The organism is Paraburkholderia sp. Tr-20389 (assembly GCF_017104565.1).
GTDB lineage: Bacteria > Pseudomonadota > Gammaproteobacteria > Burkholderiales > Burkholderiaceae > Paraburkholderia.
In genome coordinates this window covers 19,151-33,958 of sequence record NZ_JAAGPD010000033.1, presented here as the reverse complement: position 1 = coordinate 33,958, position 14,808 = coordinate 19,151, and the positions used below count along the sequence as shown (strand labels likewise).

At 59.8% G+C, this 14,808-nt stretch carries 11 protein-coding genes; 6 read left to right on the top strand and 5 right to left on the bottom strand.

The window, feature by feature from the left end; all coding sequences use genetic code 11:
* Positions 1 to 209: 209 nt before the first annotated feature.
* Together G3N95_RS27125 and G3N95_RS27120 are read left to right on the top strand one after the other, a co-directional pair.
* Positions 210 to 1,145 carry a helix-turn-helix domain-containing protein gene (locus G3N95_RS27125; protein ID WP_241018982.1) on the top strand — a complete coding sequence of 312 codons (936 nt, stop codon included), beginning with the start codon at positions 210 to 212 and terminating at the stop codon, positions 1,143 to 1,145.
* Positions 1,146 to 1,166: 21 nt separating this feature from the next.
* The gene (locus tag G3N95_RS27120; RefSeq protein ID WP_205973163.1) at positions 1,167 to 2,183 is read left to right on the top strand and encodes an ATP-grasp fold amidoligase family protein; all 1,017 of its coding nucleotides are present in this window, start codon (positions 1,167 to 1,169) and stop codon (positions 2,181 to 2,183) included.
* Between the two features lie 79 nt (positions 2,184 to 2,262).
* Here the strand turns inward: G3N95_RS27120 and G3N95_RS27115 are convergent, their stop codons facing one another.
* From G3N95_RS27115 to G3N95_RS27100, 4 genes are all read right to left on the bottom strand, one after another.
* Positions 2,263 to 3,813, bottom strand: coding sequence for a hypothetical protein (locus G3N95_RS27115; protein ID WP_205973162.1), 1,551 nt, complete (start codon positions 3,811 to 3,813; stop codon positions 2,263 to 2,265).
* A gap of 847 nt (positions 3,814 to 4,660) precedes the next feature.
* Positions 4,661 to 5,479: a helix-turn-helix domain-containing protein gene (locus G3N95_RS27110; protein ID WP_241018976.1), complete on the bottom strand. Its 819-nt coding sequence runs from the start codon at positions 5,477 to 5,479 to the stop codon at positions 4,661 to 4,663.
* Positions 5,480 to 5,820: 341 nt separating this feature from the next.
* Positions 5,821 to 7,212 carry a response regulator receiver protein gene (locus tag G3N95_RS27105; RefSeq protein ID WP_205973160.1) on the bottom strand — a complete coding sequence of 464 codons (1,392 nt, stop codon included), beginning with the start codon at positions 7,210 to 7,212 and terminating at the stop codon, positions 5,821 to 5,823.
* Between the two features lie 281 nt (positions 7,213 to 7,493).
* A complete protein-coding gene (locus G3N95_RS27100) occupies positions 7,494 to 9,191 on the bottom strand; it encodes a hypothetical protein (RefSeq protein ID WP_205973159.1) in 1,698 nt (565 codons plus the stop codon).
* Between the two features lie 622 nt (positions 9,192 to 9,813).
* Between G3N95_RS27100 and G3N95_RS27095 the strand changes: the two genes are divergently transcribed.
* The 3 genes from G3N95_RS27095 (at position 9,814) to G3N95_RS27085 (ending at position 12,638) form a co-directional block, all read left to right on the top strand.
* Positions 9,814 to 10,869, top strand: a complete 1,056-nt coding sequence (locus G3N95_RS27095; RefSeq protein ID WP_205973158.1) for an NAD(P)/FAD-dependent oxidoreductase — start codon at positions 9,814 to 9,816, stop codon at positions 10,867 to 10,869.
* A gap of 86 nt (positions 10,870 to 10,955) precedes the next feature.
* A complete protein-coding gene (locus tag G3N95_RS27090; RefSeq protein ID WP_205973157.1) occupies positions 10,956 to 12,221 on the top strand; it encodes a leucine-rich repeat domain-containing protein in 1,266 nt (421 codons plus the stop codon).
* A 138-nt stretch (positions 12,222 to 12,359) separates the two neighbouring features.
* Positions 12,360 to 12,638: a hypothetical protein gene (locus G3N95_RS27085; protein ID WP_205973156.1), complete on the top strand. Its 279-nt coding sequence runs from the start codon at positions 12,360 to 12,362 to the stop codon at positions 12,636 to 12,638.
* A 64-nt stretch (positions 12,639 to 12,702) separates the two neighbouring features.
* Here G3N95_RS27085 and G3N95_RS27080 read toward each other — a convergent pair whose 3' ends face one another.
* The gene (locus G3N95_RS27080) at positions 12,703 to 13,164 is read right to left on the bottom strand and encodes a cupin domain-containing protein (protein WP_205973155.1); all 462 of its coding nucleotides are present in this window, start codon (positions 13,162 to 13,164) and stop codon (positions 12,703 to 12,705) included.
* A 170-nt stretch (positions 13,165 to 13,334) separates the two neighbouring features.
* Between G3N95_RS27080 and G3N95_RS27075 the strand changes: the two genes are divergently transcribed.
* Positions 13,335 to 14,771, top strand: a complete 1,437-nt coding sequence (locus G3N95_RS27075; RefSeq protein ID WP_205973154.1) for a DHA2 family efflux MFS transporter permease subunit — start codon at positions 13,335 to 13,337, stop codon at positions 14,769 to 14,771.
* Positions 14,772 to 14,808 lie beyond the last annotated feature (37 nt).

Here is a 14,808-nt window from a genome sequence, read left to right as displayed (position 1 = left end):
CGATTTCGCCACATCAATCGCGCCAATCGGACAAAGGTCGCATGGCCCATTTCTCTACGGTATTCTGATCTGGTCGAATTGTTGCGCATTAATTGGGAGAGCTAACGGTGAATGGGATTTATCAATCGCACCCGTTGCGTGCCGATGAACGGCCCGAAAACTCGAAATTTGAAAAGCACATTGGTCTGCTCATCGCTCCGCATTGCTCCATGGCAGCTGCGGGGGCGATTGGCGATGCTTTTTGCCTCGCTAACAAGCTGGAAGAGGAACTGGGCGTGGACGCGCCGTACCGCTTTTCTGTGCTGTCAGAGGCAGGAGGCTTCGTGACGGGCGGCGCCAGCTTTCCGATCTGGACGCAGAAGCTCGACCGCTATCAGCTGTCGGACTTTCATGCGTTTTTCGTCGCGTGCAGCGGCGACCCCGTAACGGAGTCGAGCGAGCAACTGGTCTCGTGGCTGTCGCGCCAGGGGCCGGGAGCGCCCGCCTGCACGCGGCAAAAGACCGACCTTTCCAGCGGTTCCGTGCAGCCCGCGGTGCCCGTATTCGTTCTGGACGACGGCCTCTCGGCGACGCGCCCCGCAGGCGCGAACCCGACGGAGATGGCGCTCGTGCAGATCGAACGCGATGTGAGTTCGGATACCGCGCGCCGCATTGCGCACGCACTGCAGCCGCAAGTACGCCAACGTATGCGGCCCGATGCCGATGATCTGAGCAGTGCGACCACGACCGAGAAGATCCGCGAATCGGCGCGCTGGATACGGGAAAACTACAGCAAGACCATCTCCGTGAGCCAGGCCGCCGACTCGGCGGCGATGAGCAAGCGCAATTATCAGCGCCGGTTCAAGGTGGAATTTGGCATGACCCCACTTGAATACCTGCTTCGCACACGCTTCGAGGTGGTGTGTTCTATGCTGATGGATACCGATCTGCCCATCGACAAGATCGCACGACGGTGCGGCATGGGCGATGGCAATCGGCTGGGGCGAATCTTCAAGGTTCGCTATGGCATGTCGCCGACCGGCTTCCGCGCGCTGCGCCATCTCGGCAACGCTAACCATGGTGCTCCTCTGCCGCCCGCAGCGGCAGGTAGCAATACCCTGCAACCCGTCGCAGCAGCAGGTTCGCTAATGAAGTCTGCTTACTAGCACGATGTCTGGAGCGCAACAATGCCAACAACGGAATATGCGCAGGCCGATGAGGAAGTTCGTGCACCCATTGCGAGCGCAGAGGTCACTGCGCCTCTCGCAAAGCTCGCCGTTCACGAATTGCCAGAGGATGCAGTCTTGAGAGGGCCAGTCCCTTCGCAGTCCGCTATCAGGAGAATGAAAGAGAAGGTCAAGCTGATGCTGCCCGACACGCTTTTTCTCAGCCTTCTGCACCGCAAGTGCATCGGACGCTATCCGCGCCTTCTCAACCCCGCCACGTTCAACGAGAAGATCCTTCAACGCAATCTTCGGCCCGATCCGCGCTATGTACGATTGACCGATAAACTCACCGTACGGGAATATGTTGCCAGCAAGCTCGGCGAGGCGCATGTCGTGCCGTTGATCGCAGCGCCTGAGACATTTACGCGCGAGGTCTTCAACAGCCTGCCCAATGCTTTCGTCATGAAAGCCAATCACGGCAGTACTTTCGTCGAGATCGTGCGCGACAAGTCGGAGACGACATTCGAGCGATTGCAAGAACTCGCTGAACGGTGGCTGTCCACGTCTTTCTATTGGGTCGCACGGGAGCGCCACTATCGGCGGATCAAGCCGCGCATCTTTTTCGAAGAACTACTGCTCGATCGAAACGGACAGATCCCGGCCGACTTCAAGATTCACTGCTTCGGCGGGCACTCTGGACACCCACTGATGTACATTCTGCTGATCACCGACCGGTTCGGACACAACACGCATGGCGACGTGTTCGACGAACAGTGGCGGCGCCTGGATGTGATGATCGGACCGTACACGCGCAGTCCGACTCCTCCGCCGCGGCCCGAGAATCTCGAGGCGGTGTTAAAGGCCGCGAGCATCATGGCCAAAGACTTCGACTACGTTCGCGTCGATCTCTATGCGCCGGATAATCGCGTGTACTTCGGTGAATTGACGTTTACGCCGGGCGCGGGTGTGTTGCCCTTCACGCCGGATAGCATCGATTACGAATGGGGGAAACTGCTGAGCGTGGAAGCAGAGGTGTGAAATGCGCCAGCCCGCTCGCTCGTAAAGCGAGCGAACGGGCTGGCGTTTTCAGATGCAGCCGTGGTGAACCGGCTGGCGATCAGCTGTCGGCGTTACCCGACACGAAGCTGGTAAATGCGCTATACGGCGGATTGAGCGCGGTACCGTTGGTCATCACGCCGTACGTGTTGTTGCCGCTATCGAGCACGTAATACATCACAGCCTGGATATTGTGCGACTTGCGCGCCTGATAGTACTTGCCGAGCGTGCTCGTGATGTAGGTTGCGCGATAAGCCTGCGTCTTCTCCGGGCCGGTGTTCCATTCGGTGATGATGAACGGAACGCCATAGCGGGCCTTGCAGTACGTCGGCAGATCGAAGCCCGGGCCCGAACCGTCGATACCGATATTGAAGATATCGCCGTACACCTCGTAGTTGTGCCACGTCGTGATGTCCCAACGCACCTTCGGATGGCCGCCCGAACCGTCCGGCTGCATGCCGTCCCACAGCGCGTCCGCCGCGCCGATATCGGCGACGCAGAAGTTGATGCCGCACTTCGCCGTCGATTGAACTGCCTTGACGCCGTCGATCATGCCGCGCATCACGCCGCGCATGGCGGGCCAGTTCGTGTTGTTGAAGTCGACGGCCTTGGTGCCCGCGTTGGTGAAGTCGAGGATCGTCGCGTTCTGACGCGTCAATTCGTTACCGCATTCGTAGATCGTCACGCCGTACGCCTTGAGCGCGTTGGCGATGGTCATCGCAGCCTGTTGCCCGCGGTTGTATGCGGCAGATTCGCTGGTGAAGACATTGCCATTCGAGTCGTACACGCCCTGGTTGATCAGCACCAGCAGCGTAATGCCCGCCGACTGGAATGCTTGCGCCAGCTTCGTGACCGCCGCGATCTGGTTCGGATCGTCGGTACAGCCCACGCGGTAACTCTTGCAGCCCATGCCCTTCAGAATCGACACGAGCTGCGCCGGCGTGTACGTATAGTCGTAATGGCCATTGATACCGTAGAACATGCCTGCCGTAGCCGCCGTCGCGATACGCGGGTCGCTGCAAGGCAGCCAGCCGCCGACGTCGGTGTTCACGTAGAACTGGCCGCCCGTGCCCTTGTGCCAGATCTTGCCGCCGTACCAGAGCAGCAGCGACACGTTGTACGTATTGCCCACCGTCTTGTTGTTGCGGTAAATGACACCGCTGACCACCGTCCACATCGCGCCCGTCTTGTCGATGATGTACGACGCGGAAGGAATCGTCGTGCCGTCGGGCGAGGTGCCGCCGAGACGCGGGTCGTTACACGCGTTCCAGGCCGAGCCGTTCCATCCATAGAACTGACCGCCCGAACCCTGGTGATAGATCACGCCGTTCATGAACAGCACGAGCGAAACGTTATACGTGTTGCCGGCTTTCGCGCCGTTCTTGTAGACCGATCCGCCCGACAGGGTCCACGTGTTACCCGAGTTGTCGACGATCGACGTTGCCGACGGAATCGTCGTGCCGCTGGCGGAAGCCGCTGCGCGAGCGGTCGCTTTGGCGACGGCATCGCCCGCACCGGCGGTGAGATCGGAACCGCCGCCACCGCATGCGGTGAGGATATAGCTACCACCGAGGGCCGTGAGAGCACCTAGAAATTGACGTCGTTTGTTCATGGCGAAACGTATCCCTGTCGAGAAATTCTCGAAAAAAAGTCCAAAGAATGACCACTGGATTTCGAGGCAAAAGGCCGGCGCGAGCGCGTCCGCATTACTCAGTAATCCTTACTGGTAATGGCACTTGACGACTCGGTTTGTAGACAGGGAGAAAGTGAATGAACCGCCCGCTAGCGCATACAACTTCAGGCGGCGACGCTAACGTCTAATGTCCCCGTGGCTGCAGGTAGATCATCCGACCCGGCGCTGCATCTGAAAGCCAGCGTGTTTAGACGATTCCCCTCACGTATTGCCACTACTGCCAACCATCCTCGTGGATCGCGCAAACGTTTCACCTTCCGCCGTAAAAAAACGCTCGGCAAAATGTTCGCATACGTCCGTTCGATCGGGGTAAATAATACCCAAGACACACGGCAAATTACACAGGAAATTAAACATGTCGGACAATTAGCAGGATTCTTCCGACTAAAACTTTCCGGAAAGGAAATTCGCCTTTGCGATTTCCAATGAGCGATTCTTACGCATGCGCGGCGGGCTATTTGACCCTATGAGGTATTTTTGTCGTCCTGATTGATTCGCGCAGTGCGGGTATTGCCGCATTGGAAATCGGTGAATGGAAAAGCGGTAGCGCAGCTTTTACCGTCCGCGACATAATTACCGAAGACACAATGCGTATCGAATGACGCAATTTTTGTCACATTGAGAATATTATTTCGGTATCGACCCTGGAAATATTACCGAAACCAGGATCAGGGTCGAATCGCGGAGGGATTATGCGGCGGCTACGAATGAGCACGCCGCGTGCAGTGAACTGGCTCTGATTTCTTATTAGCCAGGATAATTCGAATTACGCAATCGCAACTTTTTCTTCTTCGCACGCGTCCATTGCATATTCCGGCTGGGCATTGCCGCCGGCGTCGCCGCATGTATCCATCGTGTCTGGCGTGCCCCGCGTCCATGCGCGGTATTCGGTCGGAGACTTGCCGACGCAACGTCGAAACAGCTTCCCCAACCGGTCGCCGTTCGTCAGTCCCACGCGCCGCGCCACCTTGTCCGCAGGCAGGGACGTCTCCGCCAGCAGTTGGCACGCGCGCTCGAGACGCACACGCTGCAGATACTCGGAAGGAGACGCGCCCATGTGCGTCTGGAAGTTGCGAAGCAGCGTGCGCTGGCTCATCGCGCACGCTTCGGCAGCGTCGGCAACACTGACCGAGCGGTGACAGTTGTCCTGAAGCCAGCGTGCCGCGTTGCGGATTCTGTCCGCCACCGTATTCGCCGAGTCGACGGACGGCGAAAGCCATTCGCTCGAATCGACGAATGCGGTACGCCGCAATGCCTCGTGCGCAATCGACTCGCCGAAATCCGCGCGGATCACTTCGAATGCCGCTTTGACGGCGCTGCCCAACTGCGCCCGTCTCCGGCGCGCCTGCTCGTAGCCGCTCGCCACGCCCGCGCCGCCATCTGAGCCCATCACCGCGCCAAGGTTCGACGTATCGACACCCGCCGCGAGGAACCTGACGGGCGTGCCCTGTGCGCGCACCTGCTGCAACCAGGCGGCAAGCGGCGATGCATCGCATGCCTCTCTTGCATGTGTTCCGCCCGCGATGAACACGCGCGCGAAGCGTGTGTCGCTGATGTCAGGCAACTCGTCTGTCGAGACGAACATCGATCGATCGCATTTGATGTGTCCGCCGCCTTCCGACAGAAACTGCATCTCGTACTTGCGCGCCGCCGCGTTTGACTCGAGTGAACACGCGCATTCGAGAGCCTCCGCGATTGCGCCGATCCCGAGGAGATCACACGCGTCGGTGAGAACGAAAGCGATTCGTTGTGTGGCTGAAGTCGCACTGAAATGCTTGTGTGGTATCCATTGCAAGTTATTTTCGACGAACATGGTCGCTCCCGCGTGTTTTGTAATGACATGCCTTCGCATGCAATGACTACTAAGACGATCGTTAAACTCTTTTGCTTAAAGCTGTGACAGAAAACCTCCCTGGGCAAGTGCTGCTAGCGTGACCCAAGCGCCTGCGTGACGGCCTGCACTACGTCTGAGAGATCCGCCGATCGCGGGAACCATGTGTCCCATTGCGCCCAGTCGAGACGCGCGTCGTCGGTCGAGAAAGCGATCATCACAGGCCGATGTTGAGCGTCCAGGGCTTCGAGCAGATCGCCCGCATCGACGACGCCACGCGGGCTCGAACTCACGATCACACGCGGATTGAGGCGCCGCGCCTCGTTGCGCGCTTCTTCCGTCGTGAGCGCGGACATCACGTACACGCCGTGCGAAGTCAAACGGGAAACCAGTTGCGACAAACGGCCCGCATCGGGATCCAGAACCAGCACATCGACACGTGCGGCCTGCGCCACACGTCGGTGCAGGCGAGGCCGGACGCGCGAACGCACCCAACGCCTGAGCGGCCATACGGTCCGATTGATCTCGTGCTTCAGAACCAGACTTCTCCACACGTGCGCCGCGCTGAACCCCGGACGACGCGCCTGACGTTCGAGCAAGCGCTTGCAGCCTGGCAGATGCAGCAGCGAACATCCTTTGAACCAGCGAAGATCGCGGTGCGTATTTCCCGACCAGTGCCGCCCGACTGCACGATGCGCACCGAGGTCGATGATCGGAAATCCATCGTCGGCAAGCAGATTCAGTGCAGCGGAAATGAATGCTTCATCGCCGTTGTGATTCAGTTCGTGAATCACGCGCGTATAGCGTTCAAAGCAGGCGTGGGCGCGAGGCACCAGCGCAGCGATGAACCCTGCCGATGCGAGAAGGATCTCGCCGCCAAACCATCTCGGGTTCTGCAGACGCGAGCCCGCCACGGTTTCCAGATCCGCGATGACGCGTGCGTCGCCATAGGCCGAGAACTCCTGATCGGAGATATCGAATGCGCCGACGCCTATCGTCTGACAACGCAGCAGCAGTTCCTCATCGACGGGGCGAAGCGCGAGCATATCGGTATCGAGCACCATGAGCAGCTCGCCTTCACGCAGCGTCGCGCCTAACTGCTCCATCATGTCGAGCTTGAAATGCGCGCTGTAAAAGCGCGTCATCTTCGACAGCGTCAGTGTCGACGGCGATAACTGTATGACATGCGGACGCGCGTCTGCCTCGACCTTCTCCAGGTAGCGCACGACCTGCGCGGCGACATTCGTTGCGACGGTTAGAGTGGGCAGGCCCACCGCCTTGAGACTCCGGTTCAGCGTGATGGCCTGTTCGAGGTAGCAGAACGGATCGACGCTCGTGCAGTTGGGGCTTCCTGCACTATCCGTTTCGATGTAGACGAGCGCACACGGCACGACCCCGACGCCGCGATCGGACAAACCGGACGAACAATGTTTCGTCTGCCTGATTGTGGGTGCGAAGCTTTTGCGCAGGAGCGCTGCGTCGAACATCGTCGCCTCCGGGGCTGACAGGTGGTTGAGGCGCTCGTCCTCGACTCGTTGCACTCATTGCTCAAGACATGCCTTCGCAATCGGCATTCAATGCGTGGCGCATTGGAATAGCAGCATCCATGCCACATGGGTAAATGGCATGGATTCGGAGGTTCTGGAAATTCGCTGACGCTTTTTTGAAAAATTGTCGTGTAGCGCGTGCAAATTCGCGGCGCGAAATTTGCTGAATCGGCAATATTTTTACTCGATGCGAATGCAATGCACTCGCCTGAAACTCTTGCTTAAGTATCGGGGTGGCTCGCGACGAAGCTCACGAACGCGTTGTATGGCAGGTTCAACGTCACGCCGTCGATCATCACGCCATAGGTAGCGTCGCCGCTATCGAGCACGTAGTACATCACCGACTGAATGTTTTTCGTCGTTCTCGCCTGGTAGTAAGTCGCGTAGCTCGTGCTGATGTAATTCGCGCGATACGACTGGCTCTTCTCCGGCCCCGTGTTCCATTCGGTCAGCAGAAACGGCACGCCATAACGCGCCTTGCAATAGGTAGGAAGATCGAACCCTGGACCCGCACCGTCCGTGCCGATATCGAAGATGTCGCCGTAGACTTCGTAGTTGTGCCACGTCGTCAGATCCCATCGCACGGTAGGATGGCCGCTCGTGCCGTCCGGCTGCTTGCCGTCCCATAGCGCGTCGGCGGCGCCGATATCGGCCACGCAGAAGTTGATGCCGCACTTCGCGTTCGCTTGCGCCGACTTCACGCCGTCGATCATGCCGCGCATCACGCCGCGCATGATGGGCCAGTTCGCGTTGCTGAAGTCGGCGACCTTCGTACCCGCATTGGTCGAGTCGAGAATGATCGCGCTGTCGCGCGTCAGCTCATTGCCGCATTCGTACATCACGACGCCGTACTGCGATAGCGCCGCGGCGACGGTCGCGCCACATGCCTGGCCGCGGGTGTACGCCGCCGATTCGCTTGCGAACACCGTACCGTTCGCGTCGCGCACGCCGATGTTGACGAGCACGAACAGCGTCAACCCTGCCGCCTGAAATGCCTGCGCGAGCCGCGTTACGGCGCCGAGTTGGACGGGGTCGTCGGTGCAGCCGACGCGATACGTCGAGCAGCCCATGTTCTGCATGATCTGCACGACCTGCGCCGCGGTGTAGCGGTAATCGTAGTGTCCGTTGATACCGTGAAACGTGCCGCGCGTCGCCGCTACAGCGATACGCGGATCGCTGCATGGCAGCCATTGATCGAGATCCGTGCACACGTAGAACTGGCCGCCTGTCGAGCGATACCAGACCTTTCCGCCGTACCACAACAGCAGCGAAACATTCGACGTCACGCCGACATAGGCGTTGTTGCGAAGAACCATGCCGTTGGACACGGTCCATAGCGCGCCCATCTTGTCGATGATGTACGCCGCCGACGGGACGGTCGTGCCGTCCGCCGATGTGCAGCCCAGACGCGGATCGTTGCACGCGAGCCATGTCGTGCCGTTCCATCCATAGAACTGCCCGCCTGTGCCCTGGTGATAGACGCCGTTGCCGTACCACAGCAGCAGCGTCACGTTATAGGTGTTTCCCGCTGCCACGCCGTTGCGATAAACCGAACCGTTGACGAGCGTCCAGAGCGCACCCTGATTGTCGGTGATCGACGCAGCGGGCGGCACCTCCGTGCCGCTCGGCGACCCGATGGTGCTGCTGTTCGAGCCCGCGTTCGGATCGGTCGACGAACCCGAGGTCGTGCCGTTCGATGTAGTCGACGTCGCTCCGTTAACGGCCGACGACGTTCTGCCGTTTTGCGTCGTCGACGTGTTCGTGGTCGTTGTGCCCGACGTCGCGCTGCTGCCCGTCGCGCTGGCGCTGCTCGCATTGCCCTGGCCGCCCGAACCGCCGCCACCGCCGCCGCATGCAGTCAGCACATAGCTGCCGCCCACCGCGGTGACCATACCAAGAAACTGACGACGTTTAACCATGACAAATCAATCCACTGCGCGGGAATGCGCCAGACGAAGGAAGCGATAGGGAGTGGCAGCGAGCGAGGTGGCGAAAGACGTTGCGTCTTCCGCATTCGATTCGCGATCCTTATCAATCGATTCTGTATTCCGCTAACTGATCGATCGACAAGCTTCGCTTTAGGGCTTCCGCTGGAGAGAATTGCGGTAAATCTTCCCGCCATTGATGCAGGTCTTGCAGTTAGTGTATGGATGTCGGCACGACAAAGCTAAGTGCGCAGGGTGTTCCCGAAATAACAGGATTCTTGCGATATTCGGTAAGCCACAGGAATGATTCACTTCGCCCTGCGGGACGGACCTTCATCGATTGACTTGTTAATTCCCTTTTAAACGCGCCGATGAATTTTTATTCAGCCGCTTTAGCGTTTTCGTAATTCGAAAAGCGGCATTTTTTTCCATTCCCGCGCTTGCTCGTTCACAACGTGAGGACGCTCGCTGAAAGATCCCAAAGGAATTCCGTCGCACGCGAGCAAACTCGCTTACCCCTCCCCCTCATGGTGCCTTCATTGATCGCACCAGCGCCTGTCTGTATCGTGAAACCGTACATCAGCACGACACTCGACAACACGCACGAGGTTCATCCATGACAACTCCGGCAAACACTCCGACCGCCTCACCGGTCAGCACCGACGTGCTGATCATCGGCGCGGGGCCCGTGGGCCTGTTCGCTGCTTTCGAGGCAGGCGTGATCGGGCTTTCGAGCCTGATCGTCGACAATATCGAGCGCGTGGGCGGCCAGTGCATCGAGCTGTATCCGGACAAGCCGATCTACGACATCCCCGCCATTCCCTCGTGCACCGCGCGCGAACTGGTCGACCGGCTGCTCGAGCAATGCCGTCCTTTCGCACCGCCGCTGCATCTCGGCCATCGCGTCGAAACGGTCGATCGACTGGATAACGGACATTGGCTCGCGCGCACGGACAAGGGGCTCGCAGTGGAAGCAGCCGCCATTCTGATCGCGGCCGGCAACGGGTCGTTTGTGCCGCAACGCTTGCAGCTAGACGATGCTGCACCGCTCGAAGGCCGCCATGTGCACTACAGTGTCAGCAATCTCGACGACTTCGCCGGAAAGAACGTGGTGGTGGCAGGTGGAGGCGATTCCGCACTCGATTGGACATTGGCGCTGCGCACTGTCGCGCAGCACGTCACGCTCGTGCATCGGCGCAATGGCTTCAGCGCGACGGACTCGAGCGTGGCCAACATGCGCCGCGCCGTCGAAGCAGGCGAAATGAACTTCGCCGTCGGCACGATTGCGAGCCTGAATGCACCGGGCGGACGACTCGAATCAATCGAGCTTCGTCAGGCGGAAGGTTCCGTGCAACTTGCCACCGACCATCTGCTCGTGCTGTTCGGTCTCGTAGCCGACCTTGGTCCGATCGCCCAGTGGGGCATCGAAGTCCAGGGCGGCCGCATCACAGTCGATACATCGAACTATGAGAGTTCGCGTCCCGGCATCTTCGCAGCAGGCGATATCGCGGGCTATCCAAACAAGCAGAAGCTGATTCTGTCAGGATTTCACGAGGCTTCGCTCGCGCTTCGTAAAGCGTACAGCTACGCGTTTCCGGACAAGAAGCGCGTACATATCCACTCCAGCTACGATGCGAAGCTCGCAGAGCGCGTCGCCGCGTCTCACGCGTAGCAATTGACCTTCCACCGGACTTCCGTCGGGTTCCGTGCAGCGCTCTTCGTGTATAAAGGAGGGAGCCAGAATCCACGGAGCCCGACGTGTCCGAAACGCCGCCGTCAAGCACGCCCCCCGCCGCCGAAGACCTGCCTGCTTCTACATGGCGTCGCCTGACTCCGTGGGCGATGGGTGGCGCAGTCGTGCTGCTGCTCATCGTTCTGTTCGTCGCCTTCAACCCGGCGCGAAAGAGTCCGGATGAACGCGCGCTGAGCGAGCTGGGATTCATCAAGGGCACCTGCAACGACAGCGACACCTCAACGGCAAAGCCCGATTCGACATGCCTCGCACTGCGAGCACAGCCGACGCTGACGGCTTCGCAGGTCATAGCCGCCGTGCCGCATCTGAAGGATTCCGACCGCAAGATCGAGCTGAATCTCGCCAACACGCAGATCGACAATCTCGATGCGCTAAAGGAACTGGACACGCTGGAGTCGCTCGACCTGACGGGAACGCCTATCTGGAACATCGACGCGCTCAAGGACATGCATTCGCTGAAGCGACTCGTGCTTCATCGCACGGAAGTCGAGAACATTGCCGCGCTCAAAGGACTGACCGGTCTGCAATCGCTCACGCTGTGGGACACGCGCGTGTCGAATCTCGACGCGCTGAAGAATCTCACCGACTTGCGGCAACTCGACCTGCGCGACACGCAGGTGCGCGACCTCGATCCGCTAGAAGATCTGCCTCACCTGGAAACGCTGAAACTCGGTGGCGCGCGGAACGTGCGGGACATCGACGCGCTCAGCCAGCTCACGACGCTGAAAACCCTCGACCTGAACGAGACTCAGGTCGACAGCATCAAGCCGTTGAAGAAACTGCGCGACATGCAAGCGCTGTATCTCGCGAACACGCCGCTGCGCGACATCGATGCGATAAAGAACATGCCCTCGCTCAAGACGCTGGTGCTCGATGGTTCGCGCGTGGACGATATCGACGGCGTGCGCGGACTGCAACAGATTGACACGCTCGTGCTCGCGCGCACCCAGATCACGAACATCGACGCGTTGAAGGGACTCACCGGCCTGCAAAGACTGAATCTCGCCGACACGCGTGTCGACAATATCGACGCGCTCAAAGACCTGAAAAACCTTCGCATGCTCAACCTTTTTCGCACGAGAGTTCGAAATATCGATGCGCTAAAGGGCTTGACGAATCTGCAAGAGCTTTATCTTGCGAATACGCCTGTCGAAGACGTCGATGTACTCAAGGGTTTAGCGGGTTTGCGCGAACTCGTCCTCTATGGCACCAAGGCCAGAAACGTCGACGATCTCAAGGCGGCGCTGCCTAAAACACGGATCGTCTGGTAAGCATTCGACATTTTTGCAACAGGTGCGCAAGGTCACACAGCAGCGGGCCGGATTTTGATAGTCTGTATCTGCCGGTAAGCGATGCAATGCACCGGCAAAGAAATTCGACCAGGTGTCTGAGTACCGGAGGGTACGCTCATGCTTAACTGGCTTGCAAACCTCATCTCCCATCACGCACCCACCCCAGAAAAACAGGCCGAACGGGCCTTGAGCGAACTTCGAATGGGTCTCTTCCAGGCCGAACAGCGGGTTCTGGATGCGCAGTTGCAGGCCGATTATTACCGATCCCGCATCGCCTTTTGCGAACAGGTTGCAAAAGGCGGCATCGAGCAGGTATCGGATCGTCGCAAGAGCCCGCCGCAAGAAGCCGCCGTCGACAATCTGCGCCCAAGCCTCAAACTGACCGCCGCGCAATAGCCATAACGCCTGGCCAAAGCGGTGGCGCATAGCGCGCGTCACCGTCGATCGACATGATGTATCGTCAGGTGCCGGAATACGGCTTGCCGTCCTTGTGCAAGAACCGGCCGTCGCTGCTCGGGCTCATCATGTCGATGTCCGCGCACGTGATGACATCCACAGGCGAACGCGAGCCGACTTCCAGATAGACGGCGGTCGCGTTCGACCGGTTGATCATGTGATGGCCGTTGCCGGAGTTCTTCGGAAAAGCCGCACAGTCGCCTGCGCGCAGCACGGTCTCGCCTCCATCTTCGATCAGCGTCAATTCGCCTTCGAGCACATAGACGAATTCGTCTTCGGCCGAATGCCAATGACGCTGGCTCGACCAGTTGCCGGGCGGCAGGCGCATGAGGTTCACACCGAAATCGGCGAGGCCGCCGGCATCGCCCAACCGCTGTCGTACGCGCTCGGCGCATGGCGCGTCATACGGCGGCGGGTAACCCGTGCCTTGAATTTCCGGTACGTCGGCGATATCGATTCTGGGCATCTGCAACTCCGTCGATGCGGGCAACCCGATCATTCTAGTTCGCTCCATCGCTGCTTCGTCATTCGCGCTTTAGCCCTGCGGCGCGGCGCCCTTTTCTGCCGGATGGGTGCAACTCGTCGTACGATGCATACCGCTCCGTATGCACTGATCCCGCACTCACCCCTTACCTCATGAAAGATTCATCACGCTCCGGTTCGCTCGGGCCGCTGCCTTATGTCGTTGCCGCGACCTTCTTCATGGAGTATCTCGACACGACCATCATCGCCACCGCGCTGCCGCAGATGGCCCAGTCGTTCGGCACGAGCCCGAACGCGCTCAGCCTCGGCATGAGTGCCTACATGATCGCGCTCGCGATCTTCATCCCGGCGAGCGGCTGGGTCGCCGACCGCTTCGGCTCCCGCAGCGTGTTCTTCTCGGCCATCGTCACGTTCACGCTCGCTTCGCTGTTATGCGGCATTTCGCAGAATGTGGTCGAATTTACCGCTGCGCGCGTGCTGCAAGGCATCGGCGGCGCGCTGATGGTGCCCGTTGGAAGGCTCACCGTCGTGCGCAGCATCGACAAGAAACAGTTGATGCAGGCCATCTCGACGATCACCTGGCCTGGCATCGTCGCGCCCGTAATCGGGCCGCCTGTGGGCGGTTTCATCACGACCTATGCGTCGTGGCGCTGGATCTTCCTGCTCAACCTGCCCGTTTGTCTCGCCGTGCTGGTCGCCGTGCTCAAATGGGTGCCGAATCTGCGCAGCGCCGAACGTCGCCCGTTCGATGTGGTCGGCCTCGTGCTCAGCGCGCTGACCTTGACGGCGATTCTGTACGGAGCGGATATGGCGAGTCAGCCGGATACGAATCCGTTCGTCGGACTCGGTGTCGTCGTCATCGGTCTGGCCATCGGCTGCGTCGCGTTTTATCAGGCGCGCCGCCAGCGGCATCCGCTGATCGACGTGAGCACGCTGAAAATCCCGACGTTCTCGGTCACCGTCGTCACAGGGACGATCACGCGCATCGGCATCGGCGCCGTGCCGTATCTGATGCCGTTGCTGTTCCAGATCGGCTTCGGCCTGTCGGCGTTCAAGTCGGGCTTGCTGCTGCTCGTCAGCGCTACCGGCAACCTCGGCATGAAGGCGCTCACGACACGGATCCTGCAACGCTACGGCTTCCGGCGCGTCGCGATAGCGGCGAGTGCGACATGCGGCATCTTTACGATCGTATGCGGCATGCTTACGCCCGATTCGCCGCTCGCGTGGATTCTGGTGGTCGTGTTCATCTACGGGCTCGGACGTTCGCTGCAGTTTTCCACGCTCGCCACGCTTGCCTACGCGGATGTCCCGTCCGAGCAGACGAGCGCGGCCAACACGCTGTGGAATGCGGCCGCGCAAATGAGCATCGGTCTGGGCATTGCGTTCGGCGCGGTGGCGTTGCGCGCGGCGTCAGCGGTCAATGGAAATGGAAGTGGCATCGGCAACGGCGCCGATCACGCGCAGGTGTTCACGCTCGGCGACTTCCGCTTCGCGTTCCTGTGCGCAGGCGTGCTGACCATCCTCTCGGTGTACGGCTACGTGAAGCTTGCCCGCGACGCCGGAAACAGGCTAAGAACCGTATCGAACTAAACGCATGAATTAGAGGCGCCATTCAGTTTCGACGCAC